We start from the raw sequence: 23,137 nt of genomic DNA, 5'->3' as shown, positions 1-23,137 counted from the left end.
TTACATATCCTCAATCAAAATCACTACCAACTGGCTTGGGCCATGTGCACCATAAGCCAGTGTTTGCTGTATATCGGCGGTTTTAGATGGACCAGAAACTAAGACGATATTGGTTGGCATATTGTTCTGCCATGCTTGCGTTACCATGAGTTCAGCAAAGTTGCTCACAATGGTCGAGCGTTTTATCAAGGCAATGTGACATGGTGGGACTAATGAAAGAGTTCTTGGTTCTGAAATGTCTGGCCACAACACTAATGTACCTGTATCTGCAATACCCGCACGGCAATGGGTAATACCAGCATCGACATCATTAAATAGCGCTGACTTCAAATCACTGATGTCACAATCAAACGGCATTGTTTCTATTGCTGGTGTTTCTAATGACTTTGTGTCTAATGAACCTTTTGCCAAAGATTGAGTCGCTTGCACTATATCGGAATGAAATTCACCTGCGGTGCCTAATGCGATGCGCGAAAACTGCTTACTTACAACGATGTTTTTAATGACGTTATTTAATGCATCACGCTCTGTTGAAATAATTTCAGCATGGCTGGCAGATAAACCATCAATAAAGCGTTGTCTTGTGAGTTGAGCATCGTTGCTTACCCACGGTTGATAGGTGATGGCCTCCATTGCTTTTGCTTCAGGCTCGGCGTCACGAAGACGGGATAGAATCGCATTTCTTGCTGTACTCATGATTTTTCTCCCTGTTTCCGATCTTTGATTAATTGGTGCAAGGTTTTACTGGCGGGTTTAGGCGCTGTTCGGCATTGCGTCCATGGCCCTAGGTTACTGGGCATCAAAGCTTTCATCTTGGTGGCTGACCATGTACCCATGTGATAAATCGACGGATGTGATGCTGCAAATGCAAACCCTTTCATGGCCAAAGATTCAGCTTTACTGGCTACGGCTTCTTGCCCTTTAATCGCTGGTATACCGGGTTTTGGCGGGTTTTTAGCTTCATTGCGTAAGCGTTGTAGCATTTCAGGAATAGGGATCCGAACAGGGCATACTTCGCCGCATGCCCCACATAAACTCGATGCTGTGACCAGATCTTTGGTTTTCTCCAGACCCATCATATGGGGAGAAATGATTTTGCCAATCGGCCCGGGGTAAACGGTGCCATAAGCATGCCCACCAATGCGGGTATAAACAGGGCAGTGGTTCATGCAGGCACCACAACGAATACATTGCAGTGTTTTTCGCATTTCTTCATCGCGAAACGCCTGTGAACGACCGTTATCAAGCAATACAAGATGCACTTCTTCAGGACCATCTAATTCACCATCACGACGAGGTGAACTGATCATATTGAAGTAGGTGGTAATCGCTTGTCCGGTAGCAGAGCGAGTTAATGCACTATAAAGCGGTGGTACATCGGTTAAGAACTCCACCACTTTTTCGATACCAGTAATCGCGATATGTACATTCGGCACTGTTGTACACATGCGGCCGTTACCTTCGTTTTCGACGAGACATAACGTGCCTGTTTCTGCGACAGCAAAGTTAACCCCAGATAAGCCAATATCAGCATCATGAAATTTTTGACGTAAACGGCTACGTCCTGTTTGGATCAGCTCATCAACATCAACTGTTGGTGTGAAATTATCGAGGTTCTTCTCAAACGTATCACTGACTTCTTGTTTGTTTTTATGAATCGCAGGCATGATAATATGTGAGGGCTTATCACCATCGAGTTGAACGATGTATTCGCCCATATCACTTTCTAAACACTCGATACCCAGTTTTGCCATTTCGTGGTTGAGTTCAATTTCTTCACTCACCATCGATTTGCCTTTTACAATGCTTTTTGCATTATGGTTTTGAGAAATAGTGGCAATAATCGAGTTAGCTTCTTCAGCATTTTGTGCCCAATGCACCTGAATGCCATTGTTCATACAATTGGTTTCAAGTTGTTCGAGTAAATCAGGCAGCTTGCTAAGGCAACGTTGACGAATCGCTTCAGATAAATCGCGAATGTGTTTTTCTTCTACAGGATTAGAAAAAGCTGTTTTGCGTTTGTCTTGCAAGTAGTCCATTGCGCCACGAAAGTTTTGACGTAGTTGTGGATCGGCGAGTGCCGCTTTGGCTTGGTCATGAAAATGTTCTGGTGCCTGTTCTTGTATATGAACGCCGTTATTTGATTGGCTCATCTTATTTTCCTCCCGTTCGCTCTAATAAAAAGCTCGCAAGGTGACGGCCACGCATAGGTTTACCTTGGTATTCCAGCGCACCGTTAATATTGAGCAAACAGCCCCAATCAGCACTGACAAATTCACTGGCTCGGGTATCTGATAAATGGCGAGTTTTATCTTCGACCATGGCTTGGCTTATATTAGGATGACGTACTGCGAAAGTACCACCAAAGCCACAACATTCTGTCTCATAGGATTGCTCACGAATTTCTACATTATCGAGTTGAGTAAGCAGCTGAGTTGCAGTAACGTGCACGTTCATTTCACGACGAGCAGCGCATGAGGTATGCATAACAACTGACGTGCTTTCTCCTTTATCGTTGAGCTTTACTCGACAGACGTTAACCAAAAATTCAGTCAGCTCAAATACACGATCGCAGAAAGCATCCACGTGCACTTGGTTTTCATCGTCTTTAAATAAACGACGGTAGTGATGATGCATCATGCCACCACAAGAGCCTGATAATACGACAACAGGCCAGTTTTCAGTAAAGAGATCCATTTGGCTTTGTGCGACTTGTTTAGCTTCTTTATCGTAACCCGAGCTATAAGCCGGTTGACCGCAACAAGTTTGTTTTTCAATGAAGATCACTTCGAGCCCTTGTTGTTCTAATAATGTAATGGCATCAAGACCGGCTTCAGGATCAAACATGTCAACTAAACACGTGGCATAGAAGTAGACTTTTGTCGGCTTTGCAGGGTAGATACGCATTAGTGTTCTCCTTTATCGCTATTCAGTCTGTGTTCTGGTGCGCTCTTTTAGTCAGTGACTATGGGCATTTATATGATCTGAATAGTGAAATAGTTTGGGCTTCTTTTTACGATTTCAGTGTAGAAATAGGCTTAGTTTTATTCCCTAAGCCTATGCTGAAAAATATGGTCTTTGTAAACGTGATGCTGTGTTTAACCTTGTTGAGCAAGCATCAGGGCATCGGTAATATTAAAACCATAGATGATCACTAAACCAATAACACCTGTTGCAACAAGGTAGTAGAAGGTAGGGATCACTGTTTTACGCAGTGTTGCACCTTCACGGCCGAGTAACCCAACAGTGGCTGATGCCGCAACAACGTTGTGAATGGCCACCATATTGCCGGCTGCTGCTCCGACAGCTTGAAGAGAAACAACCGCGGCACTTGATATGGTTAATGTTTGTGCCACTTCGAACTGAAATTGACTAAACATCATATTTGAAACGGTATTAGAACCTGCAATGAATGCACCTAGCGCACCAATAGTGGCACTAAGCGCGGGAAAGAACTCACCGACCAAACCTGAGGCAAAGTGCGCTGTGGTTACAGGCATACTGGCTAAATCAGCCGCGTTAACACCTGAGTTTATAAAGATACGTACCATCGGAATGGTAAACACTAATACAAAACCTGCGCCAACCAGTGTTTTACTTGATTCGTGAAGTGCATTGGCTAAAGGCTTAACACTGCGTGATTGTAATAAAACAGCAAGTAATGCAACGAAAACCAAAATACCACCCGGTAGGTATAGCGGTTGAATCGCAGCATTAACGCCTGTTTCGCCCAAGATGTTGCTGAACGATAAGCTAATATCTGTTAAGAAGCCTTTGAAATCCGCACTAACACGGCTAGCCACAAGTACTACAGCCAATAACACGTAAGGTGTCCAAGCAAGCGCAAGGCTCATTGGTTTTTTGTTATCGTCTTTTAAATCCATCTTCAGTGAGCCCAACCATTCTTGAGGCCACTTGTTTTCGCTTTCAAAATCCCACTTTGTTTTAGGTACAAGAAATCCTTTTTTAGCTGCTGTTACTACGATTGCTAGGCTCACTAAACCACCAATCAATGATGGGAACTCAGCGCCAAGGAAAACACCGGTTAATGCGTAAGGTACTGTGAATGCTAAACCGGCAAAAATAGCGAAAGGCAGTATATCTAGCCCTTCAGTCCAGCTTTTGTTCTTGCCAAAGAAGCGAGTCAGCATCATTGCCATTAGTACTGGAATAAACGTACCAACAGTTGCATGAATGATGGCCACATTGGTTGTGATTTGCTGTAGGTAGAATTCCCACGTTGAACCGCCAGAAACCAGTATTTCGGAAATATTGTGGGTATCAAGGCCTTTGTTAACACCAACAATGATGGGTGTACCGACGGCACCGAACGATACAGGGGTAGATTGAATCATCATCCCCATTAAGACTGCAGCTAATGCGGGAAAACCGATGGCAACTAAAAGTGGGGCAGCAATAGCAGCAGGTGTACCAAAACCAGACGCACCTTCAATGAACGAACCAAAACACCAAGCAATGATGATGGCTTGCACTCGGCGGTCGGCAGAGATATCGGTGAATCCATTTCGGATAACACTGATAGCACCAGTATGTTTCAGCGTATTGAGTAGGAAAATAGCGCCGAAGACGATCCATAGAACCGCAACGGTTATTGCTAATCCTTGTAGGGATGAGGCAATAACACGAGTGGGAGACATATCCCAACAAAATAGTGCCACAACAACTGTCAGCGCAAAAGCGACAGGCATGGCACGTTTTGCTGGCCAGTTCAGGCCGACCAGCAACACGGCTGAGACCATTATTGGTGAAAATGCGATTAACGCGAGTAGGGTATCATTCATGATTGTATTTCCTTCCTTCGTACAGCTGTTGTGTCGTAATAGGTTATGTTTCAAATAGAGTGAAATTCATTTATCGTTATTTTTAATTATTATTTTGTATGTGTATGTGTATGTGTATGTGTATGTGCAGCTAGTTGTGATGCCTCTTGTGATTCATTTGTTAACTTATTGTGACAATACTCCTTTCTTTTTTTTCAATATAGAGAAATAATGAAAAAGATTATTTCCAAAAGTTGACTAATGATGGCAAAAACAGACGACCTTATCTTGTTTGCTCAAGTGGTAGAGCATGGTTCTTTTAGTAAAGTTGCAGATCTTAATTCCCTTACAAACTCCGTGGTTAGCAAGCGTATTGCGCGGTTGGAAGCAGACCTTGGTGTGCAGCTTTTGTATCGAACGACACGTAAATTAACGGTCAGTGAAGCAGGGAAAGTACTTTATCAAGGTGCGAAAAATGTGAAGCAGGCAGCGGTAGAAGCTATTGATGCGGTGTATGGATATGGCGAAAGCGTTACAGGGCACGTGAAAATGTCGGTGCCTACTATCTCTGGTGATTTATTGTTAGCTGATGCGGTTGCTGAATTTTGCAGTATGCATCCTGGATTAACTGTTGATATGTCGCTTGAGAATTTATTTGTTGATCTTGTTGAAGATGGTTATGACTTGGTGATAAGAACAGGATACCTAGAAGATTCAAGTTTGATTGCACGCCATATCCTTGATTCACAATGGGTGATTTGCGCAGCGCCTGCTTATATCGCTCGTGTGGGTAAACCAATGGCACCAGAAGATCTGGTTAACCATAATTGCCTGCAATACGCTTATCAAACAACAGGGGCATCTGAATGGGAATTCAAAGGGGACAATGGTAACTATATCGTCAAAGTCGCAGGCAATTTTTCAACCGATAATGCCGCGGCGTTACGAAAAGCGGCATTAGGTGGTTATGGCTTAGCTTATGTTCCTCGCTGTTTGGTCTATCAAGATTATTTAAAAGGCGATCTTATTGATGTGTTCCCTAAACGGGTGGGTAAAAAGCTCGGTATATATGCGGTTTATCCGTTTACACGCCAGCCACCTCGGAAAATTCGTTTGCTTATCGAACACATAAGAGCGCGATATTTAGCTATGGGTGAATGTTTTTAATTATTTTCATTACATAAACTTAAAGTAAAAATACTTACTTAAATAATACATTAGAGAATTTGACTTCTGGCGTGTCATTAAAGCGGGATTTGAAACAGCCTTGTTTAAGAGCATCACAATAAACGCCATTACTGAGTGAATAACGCGTTGTGTCGAAGTTTTTAGTGCCGACAGTCTCGATCACTTTCATCATCTCTTTTTGGGCATCATCGCCTAAGTATTCTTGGGTGAATGCCATTGATATACCGAATGAATCAACACAAAACCCTGCTTTTTTATCGCATATTACGCCTTTGTCTGGCGAGTAGATATTAGGTGCTAATTCAGTCATTGCAGCCGAAGCTGAACCAGACAATATGGCGAATAGGATTAAGGTAACAAGCTGCTTAATTCGGATTGAATGCAAATGGATGGTATTCATGGTACTTCGCTTTTAGATAGTAAATGGACATAAATTAAGCGTAGCAGTTGATGATAATTTTCATGTATCGATAGTGTGGCATCAATGTTAAGTGTAAAAATCATTTATATGACGTTTTATTGGTACTATACCCAAGCATCTTGAGGCGGCTTGGGTATACACTGATATAACACACAATTAGTGAACGAAGCGATCCATTGAATGTCATTCATTGTTATGAACTTCAGTTAGTGATTATGTGTTTTTTATGATGAATCAATAGGTGAAAGAATGAATTGGTATTTAGCTGTTTTAAAGAAATATGCTGTGTTTCAAGGACGAGCAAGAAGACAAGAATATTGGTACTTCTTTCTATTTAACATTGTGATTGCAATTGCCTTAGGTATTCTTGATGGCGTTTTAGATACCCCCGGCACTCCTGAGTCGGGACTTCTTAGTACTCTGTATTCTTTGGCTATTTTAGTACCAAGTATCTCTGTTGGGGTTCGTCGATTACATGATTCTGGTCGCAAAGGCTGGTGGATGTTAATTGGTTTAATACCTTTAATCGGCGCATTGGTTTTGTTGTATTTCTTCATCCAAGATAGCCAGCCAGGTTCTAATGAATATGGCGAAAACCCTAAAGAAAATAATAATGACAGTGGTCAAATTAGCATGTAGATAAGCTGATATAAGACTGTTGGTTTACGTGATGTAATTAAACTGACAGATACATAAAGCCCGAATACCTTGAAAAAGTATATTCGGGTTTTGTTTATTGATAGCCTAGTTTTCTATAACTTAACTATTTATAAACCTAGCTAGCGGGCTTATTCCGGTAATGTTAGCTTTTCTGGTAATGGAACATCCGTTTCGACCCAACCGCCACCAAGTACTTTGTACAGTGTTAATAGGTTAAGTTGCTTACTGAGCTTTGTAGTGATCAGATCTTGTTGCGCCGTGTAATAAGACCGCTGTGAATCGAGCACCGTGAAATAGTCATCAACCCCTTCATTAAAGCGTAGATTTGATAATCGGAAACTGTCGCCTGAGGCATCCACCAGCATTTGTTGCGCTGAAAGTTGATCGTCTAATGTAGCTTGATTAGCAAGGGCATCGGCCACTTCTTGAAAAGCGGTTTGAATTGTTTTTTCGTATTGATTCAAGGCAATCTGTTGATCGGCAATAGCCACATCTAATTGAGAATCTAATTCTCCCCAGTTAAATATCGGTAGGCTTAATGCGGGTGAAAATACCCAACTTCGGCTATCACCAGAAAATAAATCATCGGCTGCCGAGCTTAATATCCCACCTGTTGCCGTTAATGAAATTGTCGGGAAATACGCGGCTCGTGCTGCGCCAATATTGGCGTTTGCAGCAATTAAGCTGTGCTCTGCGGCGATAATGTCAGGACGTTGTAATAACACCTGTGACGGTAAACCTACAGCAACAGGTGAAAGGGTATTTAGATCACCAGTACGCGGTAATAGGTGATCCGGCACGGGAGAGCCGACTAACACATTCAAGGCGTTGATATTGACGTTGACTTGGCTAGTAAAGAGGGCGACATCTTTCAATGCAGTTGCAACGGTTGTTTTAGCTTGTGCGACATCTAGCCCCGATGAAACGCCATTTTGGAAGCTTTTCTGGGTTAATGTCAGCGAGCTTTGTTGGCTAACCAAAGTTTCTTTTGCCAGCTGTAATAGGCTTTTGGTTGTGGTTAAATTCAAATACGCTTCTATTACGCTGCTGATTAAAGTGAGTTGGGTATTTCGACGTCCTTCAATGGTTGATAAGTATTGTTCTAATGCTTGCTTTTCGAGGCTGGAAATTTGCCCCCAAAAATCAATCTCGTAACTGGTGATACCTAAATTAACACTGTATTGACGGTCAATGGTGGAATTGCCGCCGTTAACGTTTTCCGATAACCGTTGATTAGAAGCACCGGCTGATAAATCAATGTTAGGGAACAATTGTGAACGTTGAATACCGTATTGGGCTTCTGCTTTCAGAATATTCAGTACCGCAATACGTACATCGCGGTTATTGGTGAGGGCTAAATTGACCACTTGCTGAATGTTGTTGCTCTGCACAAATTGTCGCCAATCACTGTAGGGTGAAACCTGTGCGCCTGTGATGTTCATTTTACTTTCATCAACCGGCCATAGGGTTTCTACTGGGGCTATAGGACGTTCATAATCGGGAATGAAACTGGCGCAGCCCCCTAACGATAATGATGCCCCTATAAGCAAAGAAAGCGTTTTATTCATGATGATTGCTCCTGTGCTTTGGCTTCTGCTTTATCGGCTTCTGTCTCACCATTGAAAATCTTCATTACTACAACGAAGAAGAGAGGAACAAAGAATATACCGAGGAAGGTTGCCGCTAATACGCCACCTAATACGCCTGTACCTACGGCATTCTGAGCACCAGAGCCAGCGCCGTTAGAAATGGCAAGAGGCAGCACCCCCATCCCGAAGGCGAGTGAGGTCATTAAGATTGGACGTAAACGAATTTTTGCAGCATGAATGGTCGCTTTAAACAGCTCTTCACCAGATTCATGGTATGACTTGGCGAATTCGACGATCATGATGGCATTTTTCGAGCCTAACCCTATAGTAGTCAACAGCCCAACTTGGAAATAAACATCGTTATTTAAGCCCAAGAGCCCTGTTGCTGACACTGCACCTAATATCCCAAGTGGGATAATCAAGATAACCGAGAATGGTACTGCCCAGCTCTCGTACAATGCAGCGAGGCACAAGAAGACGATTAAGATGGAAAGGGCATACAACAAAGGTGCCTGACCGCCAGATATACGTTCTTGATACGACATGCCAGTCCATTCTAGGCTGACTCCGGATGGCAATTCACTGACAATTTTTTCCATCTGTGCCATCGCATCACCGGTACTGACTCCTGGTGCGGGTGCTCCGAGGATTTCCATTGCGGCAATACCGTTGAAACGTTCTAATCGGGGAGATCCGTATTGCCAAGAACCTTTACTGAACACGCGCATCGCAACCATATCACCGTTCGCATTACGTACCTTCCATTCCATAATGTCTACTGGGTTCATTCTGTAAGGGGTGTCTGCTTGCACATATACTTGCTTCACTCGCCCTCGATCGACAAAGTCATTGACGTACCGACTACCGAGCGCTGTACCTAAGGTGTCATTGATATCGTTGATTGATATGCCAAGCGCTCGCGCTTTGAGCTGGTCGATTTCAATGTGGTATTCTGGCGTATCGTTTAAGCCGTTCGGACGTACGGCAACTAACTTTGGATTTTGTGCCGCAGCGCCTAACAATTGGTTTCGAATATCGGTTAGCTTTGCATGCCCTAAGCCAGCACGGTCTTGCAAGTACATATCAAAACCGGTGGCGTTACCCAGCTCCATGATGGCGGGTGGGGCAAAGGCGAACACTTGCGCTTCAGGTATTTCGGTAAAGGCCATCATGGATCGTTGCACAATAGCATTGACTTTGTCTTCTTTTTCCGTCCGTTCATCCCAATCATTTAGGCTGACAAACATCATGCCAGTGTTCGATCCTGAACCTGCGAAACTGAACCCTGCAACAGAGAATACTGATCTTACATTGTCCTTTTCATCGACTAAGAAATGATTCTCCACTTTGTTTAGTACATCTAACGTTTGTTCTTGAGTCGAACCACTAGGCAACTGCACCATACTCATCATTATACCTTGATCTTCATCGGGTAAAAATCCAGTTGGCAGACGTAAGAATAGTAATGCCATTATGGCTGCGATGCCCAAATAAATAAGCATAAAACGCGTTGAGCGGTGAGTAATAAAGGTGACTGCGTTTTTATACTTTTCAGTGGCTTTGCTGAAGTTGCGGTTAAACCAACCGGGAAAACCTGTTTCTTTATGCCCATCGGTGGTTTTCAGTAAGCTGATACATAACGTAGGGGTAAGGATAATCGCGACCATCACGGATAAGGCAACAGCCGTGACAATGGTGATTGAAAACTGACGATAAATGGCACCTGTCGATCCTGAAAAGAATGCCATAGGAATGAATACCGCACACAGCACCATTCCGATACCAACTAAGGCACTGGTGATCTCTGTCATGGATTTTTCAGTGGCCTCGCGCGGCTCAAGCCCTTCTTCTTCCATTAGACGTTCGACGTTTTCGACTACTACGATTGCATCATCAACCAACAAGCCAATGGCGAGCACTAAGGCGAACATTGTTAGGGTATTAATGGAATAACCAAAGACCGACAACATAGCAAATGTGCCTAAAACCACCACAGGAACCGCAATGGTCGGAATAAGGGTTGCACGTAGGCTCTGTAAGAACAATAACATGACGAGGAAAACCAAGAAAATTGCTTCGAGTAACGTTTTAACCACTTCTTCGATAGAGATCTTGATAAATGGGGTGGTGTCATACGGGTAAACTATTTTGATACCAGGAGGGAAAAAAGGTTTTAGTTCGTCCAGTTTTGCACGTATACCGTCAGCCGTTTCTAGCGCATTTTTCCCTGTCGCTAGCGCAATGGAAATCCCAGAGGCTGGCTGCTGGTTGTAGTTGGATGCCGTTTGATACGATGCTGACCCGAGCTCAACGTTAGACACGTCTTTTAATAGTACTTGTGAGCCATCGGTATTCACTTTTAGTAAGATTTTTTTAAATTGGTCGACCGTTTGTAAACGAGATTGCGCTGTTATGGTAGCTGAAATTTCTTGTCCTTTAACAGCAGGTACTGCTCCTAATTGCCCTGCAGATACTTGCGCATTCTGTTCTTGAATCGCAGCCACAACATCAGAAGGCATTAAGTTGTAGCTTTCTAATTTATGAGGGTTTAGCCAGATGCGCATCGCATATTCTGCACCGAATAACTGGGTTTGACCTACGCCGTTCACGCGGCTGATGGTATCAAGCAAATTACTGGAAATGTAATCAGACAGATCTTCATTTGTCATTGAGCCGTCTTCAGAAACGAAGCCGATAACCATTAAGATCGAATTACTGGCTTTTTCTACTTGTACTCCTTGGTTTTGTACGTCTAACGGTAATAGAGGGGTCGCGGCCGAGAGTTTGTTCTGTACCTGTACCTGCGCAATATCAGGGTCTGTACCTGATGCAAATGTAAGGGTGATGGTTACATTACCGAACGAATCTGATGTAGAAGACATATAGAGCAGGTTATCTAACCCATTCATTTGCTGTTCGATAACTTGAGTAACAGAGTCTTCTGCCGTTTTCGCTGATGCTCCAGGATAAATCGCCGATATTTGAATGGATGGAGGAGCAATAGTTGGGTACTGCGCGATAGGGAGTGTGATGAGGGCAATAATACCTGCCAACATTACCATAATTGCTAACACCCATGCAAAAACAGGGCGATTAATGAAAAACTGAGCCATATCTTTTCCCTATTCTTCTGGTGGGGTATCAGTAATTTCATGAGACTTTGTAACGGGGGATTTTGGCCGTACAAATTGAATGCCTTCCACGATAACCTTTTCGCCTGCTTGTAGCCCTTTGGTGATTAACCATTGGTTATTAATAAGGGTTTCTGTCGTGACAGTGCGAAGCTCAACAATGTCTTTATCGCCAATTACATGTAGTTGGGCTGCTCCTTTTGGTGTACGGGTTAATGCTTTCGCTGGCACTAATAAAGCACCATGTACGATACCGCGTGGCAATGAGGCACGAATAAACATCCCTGGTAATAAAATACGGTCAGGATTAGGGAAAGAGAGTCGAAGTACAAAAGAGCCAGTGGTTTGATTTATATTAATGTCTGAAAAGAGAATCTTTCCTTTCCTGTCATATAAGCTCCCGTCTTCCAGTGTTAGCGTAATATCGCTGAGTTCACCTTCGTTACGCGAATACGCACCGCTGGCTAAATCACGACGAAACTGTAATAACTCACCACTAGAAGCCGTTAAGTCAACGTACATGGGATCATAGGTTTGCACTGTTACAAGGGGATCTGTTTGGTTTGCGGTAACCAATGCTCCAGCTGTAACGGTTGACCTACCAACCCTACCTGCAATAGGGGATGTAACACGGGTATAATTCAAATCAATTTTCGAGTTTGCAACTGCTGCTTCTGCACTGGCTACATCAGATTGTGCCTGTTGGTACACCGATGTTGCATCATCATAATCTTGTCGTGAAACGGCCTGCTCTTTCACTAAACGCGCATATCGATTGGCTTTATTACGGGCGGTGGTTAAGTTAGCTTTCGTTTTTCTGAGATCAGATTCGGCACTTTTTAAATTTAACTTAAAGGGTGCGGGATCAATTTGATAGAGTGGCTGCCCTTTCTTAATTAACGATCCTTCAGAGAAAAGCTGCTCTAAAATGATCCCACCAACTTGTGGCCTCACTTCAGATTGGTATGAGGCGACGGTGCGGCCAGGCATTTCATCTTTAAGCTCTATATTTTGGGGTTCTATAGTGGTGTAACCAATATCATATTGCGGTTGTTGCTGCGTTGCGGGGTCTTTGCTATCACAGCCCGTAAGAACAATACTTAATAAAATTAAGATGTGACTACGCGTAATTACATTGAATTTATTATTTTTTTTAAGCACTAAAGCCCCCGAAAAAAACAAGCCTGCTAATAAGCAAAAAGTATAGCTAAGAAATAAATGAATATTTTTAAATGTCAGTAATTGAGGAATAAGGTGCTTATTAAGGTGAGCCTATTCTTCTCTTCTATTATTTATTGGTTACTTTTATAAGGTGGATATTATGAGTAACTTTTGGTTAAATGTTGTTATAAAGCATTCCCTTAAACGAAAGGGGATCCTATAAAGAAGAGGCTTAACAAATGGAACTTATTCAGCAGCTATCACTAGAATTTACGCCTTTGATTGACAAATCATTTTCATTGGCGGAGTGCCCTCGCTGGGATTGGCGCAGTAAAACATGGTTATGGGTTGATATTGCAAATGGTGAGCTGTGGCGTTATAGCCAGCAGGTGTCAGATGTTCGTCGCTGGGATGAGCCTTTAGGCTGTTTTGCTATGTGGCGTGATGAAGGTTTTATACTGGCGGCTAAGTCAGGAATATACCGTTTAGATAGCTGGGAAAGTAACCGTGAACTTATTGTCCCCCTTATTTCTGAGTATCCACGCATGCGTTTTAATGACGGTAGAGCTGCACCGAGTGGGCATTTTGTTGCAGGTACTCGTAATGGTGCCAAGTTAGGAGATCAAGGGCAGTTTTATCAATTGACTGAAAATGGTCAGACAAACCCGATGCCAATGTACGCTTGGACATGCAATGGCCTCGCATTTTCACCTTGTGGACTTTATTTATATTGGGCTGATACTGGCAGCAGTTTGGTATATCGTGCAGATTATGATCCTATAACGGGAGCATATGGACAGTCTGATATTTTCTGTGATTTGAATGGTTTTAATGGTCGTCCTGACGGTGCGAGCGTCGATAGTGAAGGAGGCTACTGGGTTGCAATGTACGGTGGCCGTTCAGTGCTACGTATAAATACAGAAGGCAGAGTGACACATAAACTAGCGGTGCCCGCTGAAAATCCAACGATGGTGGCTTTTGGTGGCGAGAGCGGACAACAGATGATAGTGACAACCGCGGAAGAGTCGACAGGAGCAGGGCAAGTCCTGAGTACAGAGCTAAGTGCTGAAGTTAGCTGGCACGGTATTGAAGAACCACTGGTTACTGTTATTTAGTTATCCAGTCATCGATAAAAGCAAAGGAATGGCGATAGTATCTCAATTGTCGCCATTAAAATGAATCAGCATCGAACCGAGCATATCTCGCTTCGGTGATAGAGCAGTTAGTCATCAGCATGAGCTCGGCAAGCGTGATGTTTGGGTTTTGTAGCACGAGTCTTTTTAATTTATCTTCAATTCGTTCTAGCTTGTCATTGTACGCCGTAAGCTTTTCATCAATTTTCCGTATCAGAAATTGCATTGCTTCAGGCTCAGAGAGTTGCAGTCTTTCAGACAACTTTTTAAACGAATTTTCATCGCCAGTGATTTGCCAATTTCTAGAACGTCGAATCCTTTTGATTTCACAACTGTACTCGAGGGCAATGAGCTTTGCCTTCTTTGTATTATCTGAGCCCATTCGGTGAATTAACGAGGGTAGGTGGGTAGTTATCGTTTTATCTGTCATTTGTCCAATATTGCATTTTATAGAGTGAGAAAGCCAATAAATACTTTACTAAACCAGCGATTGATTCAATGACAGTTATTAAAAAACTGGTTCGTGAAAGGAAAATTCGGGTAGATAGAAAAAGGCTGCTCTTTAGGAAGAGCAGCAAAACAGCATGGTCAACGCTGAAGTTAAATAGAGCGACCTACTTCATAACCATCCCAAATGGCAGTCATGATGGTACGCGCAGCTTGACTGTCACCAATGTTATATATTTCATCAACATCCAGTTCATTGGCAAGCTGGCTAAATAATGAATCTTCGGCTTTATAACCCATAGCGACAATGACATGATCACACTTTAGTTTAATGTTAGCTTCAGGTTCGGACGCTGGGCGAACAGTAATACCGTTGTCTGTAATCGCTTTGAGGTAGGTACTGGTCTTAATATCGACTTTTTCAGCTATCAGTAATTCTTTCAGCATTTGATAGTTGGCAAAGCAGGTACTATGTGGACCACCAATAATATCGTCGCTTGCTTCAATTAAGGTAACTTGTTTTCCTCGTTGCGCCATCCATAAAGCGGCTTCGGCCCCAACAAGCCCCGCACCTATAACGGCGATGTGTCCACCAGTAATGAATTCTGGATTCATCAGCATTGTTTCAGCCATCATCACGTGTGGTTTATTAAAGCCAGTTAACCAGCTTGGTTGTGCTGGGCGAGAGCCCGTGGCAAAAATGACACTGTCAGGCTGCTCGTCTTCTATAGTGATTTTTGTTGCTACGGTATTTAATCGAACATCAACATGCTTACGCGCCATTTCACCACTAAACCAATCAATTAATAAACGGTCATCGTGTTTAAAGGGAGGTTGGCTACCTGGAATTACATTGCCCCCTAGTACCGATGATTTTTCAAATAACACCACATCATGACCTCGGTCTGAAGCGATACGTGCCGCTTCCATACCTGCAACACCACCACCAATGACGACAATTTTTTTCTTTTGATAAGCAGCCGTTAGTTTGTACTCTTCTTCGCGACCACAGCTTGGGTTTACAGCACACGATAAGTTACCCACTTCAGCCATGCGTCCCAAACAACCTAAGTGACACGACAAGCAAGGTCGAACTTCATTGAAGCGCCCTCGGCGGATTTTATTCACCACGTCAGGATCGGCAAGAAGCGGGCGCCCCATGGAAATACCATCAGCAATGCCTTCATTGATAGCATGACTGGCAAGCTCAGGATCTTCCATTCGCCCTGCCATAAGCACTGGAATATCAACCACTTCTGAGACTGCTTTACAGTAAGGTTGGTACATGCCCGGTTTGAAGTAATTAGGTGGGTGGTTCCAATACCAGGCATCGTAGGTACCAGCATCTACATTGAGGGCGTCATAGCCAGCTTCTTGTAGGTATTTAGCGGCTTTTAAGCCTTCTTCCATATCGCGTCCGACTTCTTGTGCTTGCTCACCCGGTAAAATACCTTGGCCGAAACCTTTCATGTTGCCTTTGACGGAGTAGCGCAGTGATACCGGGAAGTCTTCGCCACAAATAGCTTTAATACCTTCAACCATTTCGACCGCAAAGCGGTAGCGGTTTTCAAAACTGCCCCCATATTGGTCTGTTCGTTTGTTGAAAAAGCTCATGGTAAATTGATCAAGCAAGTAGCCTTCGTGTACTGCGTGAATTTCAACGCCGTCGTACCCTGATTTTTGCGCGATAACGGCAGATTCAATGAACTTACCGATGAAGTATTGCACTTCTTCGGTCGTGAGCTCTCGGTGGATTTGTTCGGGGTTGAAGCGGTTTGGTGCTTCAGATGGTGCGATAGATTTATCTTCTGGTGAGAAGCCCGGAATACATGAACGTCCCCAGCCTGCAGTCAGTTGAGCGAAAATTTTTGTGCCATAAGCATGCACTCGTTCGGTCATTTCTTTAGCACTGCGGATATAAGCAGTTGGCTGATAACTCGGGCAAGGCAAGGACGGCATAGGGAACTGCTCGAGTTCATTTTCTACCATTTGTACACCAGTGATGATCAGCCCGACACCACCTTTAGCGCGGGCAATGTAATATTCAATACCACGTTGATTATATGCGCCATCATTGTCGACGCAGCCAAGCGTACCCATAGGGGCCATAGAGTAGCGGTTTTTGAGCATTAATGAGCCAATTTTCATTGGTTCAAATAACACTCTATGTGATTTATCCATCATAGCTTTAAGCTCCAGTATTTTTATAGCAACGCTCAAAAGATGCTGCATTAACTGGCAATAATTAAAGCAATATTAGTGAAACTTAACTTGGCATTTTAGGACAAGAATATGGCATTTACTGCCATTATAAAGAGCTTTGATTTTGATCATCTAAAAGGGTTGTGTGCTCCTTTTAATGTATTAATTATGCAGCGATAAAGATGAGTTAGAGTATTTCTTGGACAGGGTTTAGGCGATTGCTGGAATGAGAGGGACTGGTGCCAGTCCAGCGTTTAAAGGCTCGTGAAAAGGTGCTGAGATCAGAGAAACCGAGTTGAAAGGCAATTTCAGTCATATTAACACTAGGCTGATTTAATAATTGTAATGCTTTTTCTAGCTTATATTTTTCAAGTACACCACGGTAGCAAGTCCCAACCTCTGACAGGCGGCGATTCAGGGTACGAATACTAATTAGCATATTGGCAGCGACTTTATCACCAGAAAGATCAGCAAGAGTTGGCATATCATCAAGTGTTTTGTACACCTTTAATACGATGTCGCTATTTTCTAATTCAATAGTGTGCTGACGCAGTAAGGTTTGTGTTACGGGATAAAGAACAGGATCGCTTGTTGCTAGCGGGTGAAAAAGGTGTTGACGTTGTACGCATATTTTCCTGATAGGTGAACCTGTTGAAATATTGCAGTGCATTAGCTTTTCGAATTCAAGTTTTTCGTTTTCTGGAAAGGGCCACTTTATTACTTTTACAGCAACATTAGGCAAGCTGTATTCAGTGGTTTGATGAATGATTTGCAAAATTGTTGATATATAGAGCGTTACGCCTACATAGGTTATATGGGATTCTTTATTGAGAGGCTCATGGTTAATGATCCAGAGTTCTGCATCACCTTGTGGAGTTTCATGAAAACGTAACCGAATAGGGGAGCCAATGGCGACACAGTACTTACTGGCATCTTTCAGAAGCTGTAATACAGTCGGTGCCGTCCACAATGTTAATGAAAAGCAACCAAAAGTCAGAGGGTTCACTCGTTGGGCTGCATGTGCAGAAAAGAGTGGATCGCCACTGTCTTGAAACATTTGGTGGTGGATCTTTCTGACTTCTCTAACGTCGATCTGAGAGCGGGAGGTATCGAGTTGATCGAAATAGTATTGGCTGTCTAACTGGTATTGTTGTGCGGTTTGCTTTAATAAATTTAGCCAGCCTTTATGAATAGACATTGAGGTGACAGGGGGAGGGTTTGTGCTACTCATTGATTCGACTCCCATAGGGCTGCTATCAGTACCGTGTGACATATTATCGTGAAACATTTCATTGACGTCATTTTTCATCAAGCGTTTTGTGAGCTTGGCAGTGGTTTGGCTATATAGGTAAATTATTTGTATCGATAACAGAATAGTCGACGCAAAAATAGCCGCTGATGATAACCAACGGCTCGCTGTAATTGTTATTGCGGTTAGTTGAGGTTATCGACCAGAAGCAATGATTTTCTGGGTAATGTTACCTGCAAGTTTTGGATCATCCATCTTGAAGCGAATGTCTTTGTTTGATTTTAAAATATCGTAGAAATTAAATTTCACATTGGTCCAAGTATCGCCCCATAGGTATTCCCATACAGCCTCACCAGTATCAAGATTTTGGGTTAACGACCACTCTGTGGCATAACCAGCCATCACGCCGTTAACCTCGCGGTTTGCAGCATCGTGTGGGATACGGAAAGCGGTTGTGGCAAGTTTCATCATCCCGTTAACCGATGAGCTAGGCTGTGTTAGCTGCTCACTAAAGTAAGAGGCGTGAAGGAAGCGGTCTCTTGGGTTAGTGTTACCGGTGGAACCGAAGTCTGCTTCACTCCATGTTTTACTGATTTTTCCTGAGGCGGTACTCCACGCATCAAGGTGGGTTTGTTGGCTTGGTTGATTGGTCATTACCATTGCATCGTCACCACGATAGATTGATATACCATCTTCATCATGCTCAATCACCAAGCGATCTCCGCTTTTATCGGTTAGCGACCAGTGGAAAGTGGGAGCATTGGGAATTAAAGGGTGAGAGGCTAATTCTGTTTTAATGGTTGCGATGTTCTGAACAACCTCTTCAACAGTGGCGTAATTGGCAATTAAGAATTCACCGAAGGCTAACTGTGAAATAGTTTTACTGCCAGAGTCTTTCATTGTCATTGGCGCGTAATACAGAGTATTGACTTGCATCCCTTCACTATTAACACCGTCGTGAACCAATCCGTCGTAGGCCAGAATAGCCAGAATATTATATTGGGTTTTATAGATAGCACCCTGACCTTCGACACCGTGGGTGAAGCGCACTGTTCCTGCTTTAATCGTCCCTAATATTGGAGAGGTTGCTTCTACCCAATCATTAGTGCGCGTTGTTAATGTACCGAAATCGGTATTCCATGCAATTGAGGTACAGGCATGTGATGCGGTAGTGAAAGTTGCCGCAGCAATAGCGGTCGCAATAAGGATTCTTTTCATCGTAAAATATTCCATAAAGGTAATTAAATTAAGCGATTAAGAGATTTGTTTTTTTTTGTAAATAGATTTATATTCACTTCACTATTTACTTATTTTTATATTAACCATTTTATTTGTAGGCATTTTTGACCAAGATCGGCCTTTTAATCTAATGACCTAACGCATCAAATCATTGGCTTAAAATGCAAAGTGAATTTTTTAAGTAAATGTTTTGGATACTTTTTGCGACCGTTCTCACCTGTTGTACGACTTGTTCTAAATTTGTGAGCCGAGTCAAGCTTATGAGGGCTGACGCATCAAGTCATACCCTTGTCCTAAAATGCCAAGTTTAGTGTTACTCCTCGGAATATATTGAGGGCACAGAAAAGGAATAACTTCTGAAACCTACACCAGTAATTTATTTACTCCCTAATATTAAAAAAGGATTTATTTAACGTTCAGGGAGCTAGTAATAAATTTCTATATATCAGAGAGGTCGCTATGACACTTTGGAAAAATAACTATGAAAGTAAATTAATATCTTTGGCTGATGCTGCAAGTAAAATTGATTCTGGCGATAAGATTTGGGCTGGTGGTTATTTATCTGTACCTGTTTTATTTCTTAAAGAATTAGAAAAAATAGCAATGATGTTAAAAGGAACTGAATTATATTCCGGCCTACTGACTTATCCGTATGAATTTCTTAAGCCAGAATACCGTGGCCACTTAACTTATCGCAGTTTATTTATGGGACCATTGGAGAAAAAGTTTCAACATAAAGGGAATGTTGAAATTATTCCTTATCACTTATCCAATGTCGGCCAAGTATTGGATGCTGTTGGCTGCAATGTCATGGTTGTTGAAGTAACGCCACCTAATAAAGACGGTTTTGTCAGTATGGGAGCTTGTGGTGGCATGGGTAATAAGCACTTATTACCTAATGTTGACCTTGTTATTGCAGTAGTTAATGAGTCACAACCATTTATTGGCAACCCCGAAAATTTATTACATATAGATGATGTTACTTTCTTTGCTGAAGGTCACCATCCAATTGCAGGGCCAAAACCTGTTGAGCCATCGGATTTAGAAATCTCTATTGCTGAGCATGTTTTGCCCTATATCCATGATGGCGCAACAATTCAGATTGGTATTGGGACAATTTCCAATGCGCTTGGGATGGGCTTAAAAGGCCGTAAGAACCTAGGTATTCATACTGAAATGTTTACTGAATCCATGATGGAACTGTGTAAATCGGGGGTAATTTCTGGAGCCGAAAAGAACTACAAGCCAAATAAAATTGTGGCAGCCTTCGCTGCGGGTTCTCAAGAGTTGATCGACTATATCGACAATAACCCTGATATTGAAATTGGAAATGTGGTGGTGGTAAATCACCCGAATGAAATTGCTAAAAATAACAATTTTGTTTCGATCAACACCTGCATCATGACAGATCTTACAGGACAGATTGCTTCGGAAGGGGTTGGTCATACGCAAATTTCAGGTTCTGGTGGCCAGGTAGATTTCGTTCGAGGGGCAACGTTCTCTAACGGTGGCCTATCGGTTATTGCTTTGTCTTCGACCTATAAGGGGCCGAACGGCGTGGAGTCAACTATTTGCTCGGCGTTACCGGCAGGTACACCAGTGACGACGTTACGCAATGATGTGCACCTTATTGCGACGGAATACGGCATTGTTGATTTACGAGGCTTAACAACTAAACAGCGAGCAGAAGCACTCATCAATATTGCCCACCCAGATTTCCGCAATGCGCTACGTGATGAAGCTATTACTAACGGTCTGTGTAAGTAACCTGACAATCTATTAAGGATCTAAATATGTACCAAGGACAATATTTTCAGGTTACCGAGCGTGGCCAGTTTGCCGAACTGATTTTTAATGCCAAGGCTGACGGTGTTAATACTTTAAGTAAAAAAGCGTTAGAAGAACTTCAAGTAAGTATTGAGCTTATTAAAAACACCCAAACGCGTGGGTTGATCATCCGTTCTGGCAAGGCATTGTTTAGTGCTGGTGCTGATGTAAAAGCATTCCGTAAGCTGTTTAAAGAAGGTGATAGTGCCGTCCTCGAATACCTTGAGTGGGTACACGGCATTTATAACAGTATTGAAGATCTTTCAATGCCTAAAGTCGCTATCATTAATGGTGTTGCAGCTGGTGGTGGTGTTGAATTGTCGCTGTTAGCGGAATATCGTCTTGCAACGATAGATGCAAAAATTAGCCTGCCAGAAGTTAAGCTAGGTATCATGCCGGGCTGGGGGGGGATGACTCGTCTTCCTCGTATAACAGGGGTTGATACGGCGCTGCAATGGCTAACAACAGGAAAAAACTTCCGTGCTGATAAAGCATTAGAGCATCATGTAGTTGATGGCGTTATTGCGAAAGATGTAGACTCGATTGCTCAAGCTGAGGCACTACTTCAATCATGTATTGATGGTGATATTGATTGGCTTCAACGTCAAAAAGAGAAGCAAGTACCGTTACTACTGAGTGACTATGAGCTTGCAATGTCTATTAATGTTGCACGTGGCATGGTTGCGAAGGTTGCAGGTAAGCATTACCCAGCACCAGCCATTATGCTCGATACCATTGAAAAGGCCGCGAAGCTAAGCCGAGACGAGGCGTTAGCGATTGAACGTCGTGGTATTGCGAAGTGTGTTAATACTGGTGTCGCAGATGCTTTAGTTTCTGTTTTTTTAAGTGACATGGCGGTAAAAGCCAAAACGAAATCCATTATAAAAGGGGCCGTTCCTGTCACTGAAGTTGGTGTTATTGGGGCTGGTATTATGGGGGGCGGTATTGCCTATGTGACAGCAGACAAAGGTGCTGATGTCGTAATGAAAGATATCAATAAAGCGGGCTTAGCATTAGGGTTGACCGAAGCAAACAAACTACTAGCGGCACAAGTTGAACGTGGGCGTAAAAAGCCACTGGCAATGGGCGAAACACTCAACCGTATTCAATCTACGTTATATAACCAACCCCTCACATCGAATGATCTTATTATTGAAGCGGTTGTTGAAAACCCTAAAATTAAAGAAGCGGTATTAGCTGAGCTAGAGCAAGTTTCCCCTAATGCGACTCTTGCGTCGAATACCTCGACTTTGATGATCAGCGGTTTAGCGCAGGCATTGAAAAAGCCTGAGAATTTCTGCGGTATCCACTTTTTCAACCCAGTTCATAAAATGCCATTGGTTGAAGTGATTCGCGGTGAGCAAACCAGCGACCAGACGATTACGCAAGCTGTTAAATATGTAAGCCAATTGGGTAAAACACCGATTGTGGTGAACGACTGTGCTGGCTTCTTGGTTAACCGCTGCTTAACGCCGTACTTCCACGCTTTTAATCAGCTAGTGGTTGATGGTGGTGATATACCAACTATCGATAAAGTCATGAGTAAAGGCTTTGGCTGGCCGATGGGTCCCGCATACTTACTGGACGTAATTGGCCTTGATACGGCCGCACACTGTATCGATGTGATGGATTTAGCCTTCCCTGAACGAATGAGTAAGCCTGCAAATAACGTGATTCAAGCATTTGTTGACTTGCAGCAATATGGTCAGAAAAACAGTTTGGGCTTCTATGCGTACCAGCCTGATCGTAAAGGGCGTTTAAAGCCATCAGTAAATGCAGATGCAACTCAATTGATTGCCTCGAAGCGTGAAGCGGTTAAAGACTTTGATCATGACACCATTACGATGCGGATGATGCTACCAATGATGTTTGAGGCAATTCGTTGTCTTGATGAAGGCGTGGTTGCTTCCCCTGCTGAAGCGGATATTGCAATGATTTATGGCACAGGCTTCCCGCCATTCCGTGGTGGCCTGTTCTACTACATGGATCAACTTGGCCTTGATAAGTTGCTAGAGATTGCAGAGCAATACAAACACCTTGGCACACTTTACGAAGCACCGAAAGGCTTGCTTGACCGAGTACAGAATAACCAGAAGTTTTACGCGTAAT

17 protein-coding genes are annotated in these 23,137 nt (G+C 43.0%); 5 read left to right on the top strand and 12 right to left on the bottom strand.

Going from position 1 to position 23,137, the window contains the following annotated elements:
- The 4 genes from C9J48_RS01190 to C9J48_RS01175 all read right to left on the bottom strand — a co-directional run bounded on the left by C9J48_RS01190 (position 1) and on the right by C9J48_RS01175 (position 4,802).
- Positions 1 to 696 carry a LutC/YkgG family protein gene (locus tag C9J48_RS01190; RefSeq protein ID WP_006231525.1) on the bottom strand — a complete coding sequence of 232 codons (696 nt, stop codon included), beginning with the start codon at positions 694 to 696 and terminating at the stop codon, positions 1 to 3.
- On the bottom strand, positions 693 to 2,153 hold the full coding sequence (locus tag C9J48_RS01185) for a LutB/LldF family L-lactate oxidation iron-sulfur protein (RefSeq protein WP_006231526.1): 1,461 nt from the start codon (positions 2,151 to 2,153) through the stop codon (positions 693 to 695). Before C9J48_RS01185 ends, C9J48_RS01190 begins: the two co-directional genes overlap by 4 nt.
- A gap of 1 nt (position 2,154) precedes the next feature.
- Positions 2,155 to 2,907, bottom strand: a complete 753-nt coding sequence (locus tag C9J48_RS01180) for a (Fe-S)-binding protein (RefSeq protein WP_006231527.1) — start codon at positions 2,905 to 2,907, stop codon at positions 2,155 to 2,157.
- 191 nt (positions 2,908 to 3,098) lie between these two features.
- Positions 3,099 to 4,802, bottom strand: coding sequence for an L-lactate permease (locus C9J48_RS01175; protein ID WP_006231528.1), 1,704 nt, complete (start codon positions 4,800 to 4,802; stop codon positions 3,099 to 3,101).
- Between the two features lie 243 nt (positions 4,803 to 5,045).
- Between C9J48_RS01175 and C9J48_RS01170 the strand changes: the two genes are divergently transcribed.
- The gene (locus C9J48_RS01170) at positions 5,046 to 5,948 is read left to right on the top strand and encodes a LysR family transcriptional regulator (protein WP_006231529.1); all 903 of its coding nucleotides are present in this window, start codon (positions 5,046 to 5,048) and stop codon (positions 5,946 to 5,948) included.
- Positions 5,949 to 5,982: 34 nt separating this feature from the next.
- Here the strand turns inward: C9J48_RS01170 and C9J48_RS01165 are convergent, their stop codons facing one another.
- The gene (locus C9J48_RS01165) at positions 5,983 to 6,369 is read right to left on the bottom strand and encodes a YcgJ family protein (protein WP_006231530.1); all 387 of its coding nucleotides are present in this window, start codon (positions 6,367 to 6,369) and stop codon (positions 5,983 to 5,985) included.
- A 270-nt stretch (positions 6,370 to 6,639) separates the two neighbouring features.
- Here C9J48_RS01165 and C9J48_RS01160 point away from each other — a divergent pair, with 270 nt between their 5' ends.
- Positions 6,640 to 7,029 carry a DUF805 domain-containing protein gene (locus tag C9J48_RS01160; protein ID WP_006231531.1) on the top strand — a complete coding sequence of 130 codons (390 nt, stop codon included), beginning with the start codon at positions 6,640 to 6,642 and terminating at the stop codon, positions 7,027 to 7,029.
- A gap of 149 nt (positions 7,030 to 7,178) precedes the next feature.
- On the opposite strand, the gene C9J48_RS01155 is transcribed toward C9J48_RS01160, so the two are convergent.
- Genes C9J48_RS01155 through C9J48_RS01145 form a run of 3 tightly spaced genes read right to left on the bottom strand, consistent with a single transcriptional unit; the run spans position 7,179 to position 12,931 of the window.
- Positions 7,179 to 8,618: an efflux transporter outer membrane subunit gene (locus tag C9J48_RS01155; protein ID WP_006231532.1), complete on the bottom strand. Its 1,440-nt coding sequence runs from the start codon at positions 8,616 to 8,618 to the stop codon at positions 7,179 to 7,181.
- Positions 8,615 to 11,752, bottom strand: a complete 3,138-nt coding sequence (locus C9J48_RS01150; protein WP_006231533.1) for an efflux RND transporter permease subunit — start codon at positions 11,750 to 11,752, stop codon at positions 8,615 to 8,617. Before C9J48_RS01150 ends, C9J48_RS01155 begins: the two co-directional genes overlap by 4 nt.
- Positions 11,753 to 11,761: 9 nt before the next feature.
- A complete protein-coding gene (locus C9J48_RS01145) occupies positions 11,762 to 12,931 on the bottom strand; it encodes an efflux RND transporter periplasmic adaptor subunit (RefSeq protein WP_006231534.1) in 1,170 nt (389 codons plus the stop codon).
- Positions 12,932 to 13,170: 239 nt separating this feature from the next.
- On the opposite strand from C9J48_RS01145, the gene C9J48_RS01140 reads away from it, so the two are divergent.
- A complete protein-coding gene (locus tag C9J48_RS01140) occupies positions 13,171 to 14,046 on the top strand; it encodes an SMP-30/gluconolactonase/LRE family protein (RefSeq protein ID WP_006231535.1) in 876 nt (291 codons plus the stop codon).
- Positions 14,047 to 14,101: 55 nt separating this feature from the next.
- On the opposite strand, the gene C9J48_RS01135 is transcribed toward C9J48_RS01140, so the two are convergent.
- The 4 genes from C9J48_RS01135 to C9J48_RS01120 all read right to left on the bottom strand — a co-directional run bounded on the left by C9J48_RS01135 (position 14,102) and on the right by C9J48_RS01120 (position 19,180).
- Positions 14,102 to 14,494, bottom strand: coding sequence for a ribosome recycling factor family protein (locus C9J48_RS01135; RefSeq protein ID WP_006231536.1), 393 nt, complete (start codon positions 14,492 to 14,494; stop codon positions 14,102 to 14,104).
- Positions 14,495 to 14,664: 170 nt separating this feature from the next.
- Positions 14,665 to 16,695, bottom strand: a complete 2,031-nt coding sequence (locus tag C9J48_RS01130; RefSeq protein ID WP_006231537.1) for an oxidoreductase — start codon at positions 16,693 to 16,695, stop codon at positions 14,665 to 14,667.
- Positions 16,696 to 16,900: 205 nt separating this feature from the next.
- On the bottom strand, positions 16,901 to 17,944 hold the full coding sequence (locus tag C9J48_RS01125; protein WP_036803604.1) for a helix-turn-helix domain-containing protein: 1,044 nt from the start codon (positions 17,942 to 17,944) through the stop codon (positions 16,901 to 16,903).
- A 213-nt stretch (positions 17,945 to 18,157) separates the two neighbouring features.
- A complete protein-coding gene (locus C9J48_RS01120) occupies positions 18,158 to 19,180 on the bottom strand; it encodes a linear amide C-N hydrolase (protein WP_006231539.1) in 1,023 nt (340 codons plus the stop codon).
- 480 nt (positions 19,181 to 19,660) lie between these two features.
- Between C9J48_RS01120 and C9J48_RS01115 the strand changes: the two genes are divergently transcribed.
- Complete coding sequence (locus tag C9J48_RS01115; RefSeq protein ID WP_006231540.1) at positions 19,661 to 20,968, top strand: acetyl-CoA hydrolase/transferase family protein; 1,308 nt, start codon at positions 19,661 to 19,663, stop codon at positions 20,966 to 20,968.
- Positions 20,969 to 20,994: 26 nt separating this feature from the next.
- On the top strand, positions 20,995 to 23,136 hold the full coding sequence (gene fadB, locus C9J48_RS01110) for a fatty acid oxidation complex subunit alpha FadB (RefSeq protein WP_006231541.1): 2,142 nt from the start codon (positions 20,995 to 20,997) through the stop codon (positions 23,134 to 23,136).
- The last annotated feature ends 1 nt before the right edge of the window (position 23,137 follow it).

The organism is Photobacterium profundum (genome assembly GCF_003026285.1).
GTDB lineage: Bacteria > Pseudomonadota > Gammaproteobacteria > Enterobacterales > Vibrionaceae > Photobacterium > Photobacterium profundum.
The sequence above is the reverse complement of the archived record's forward strand: the minus strand, read 5'-3'. Positions and strand labels throughout refer to the sequence as shown.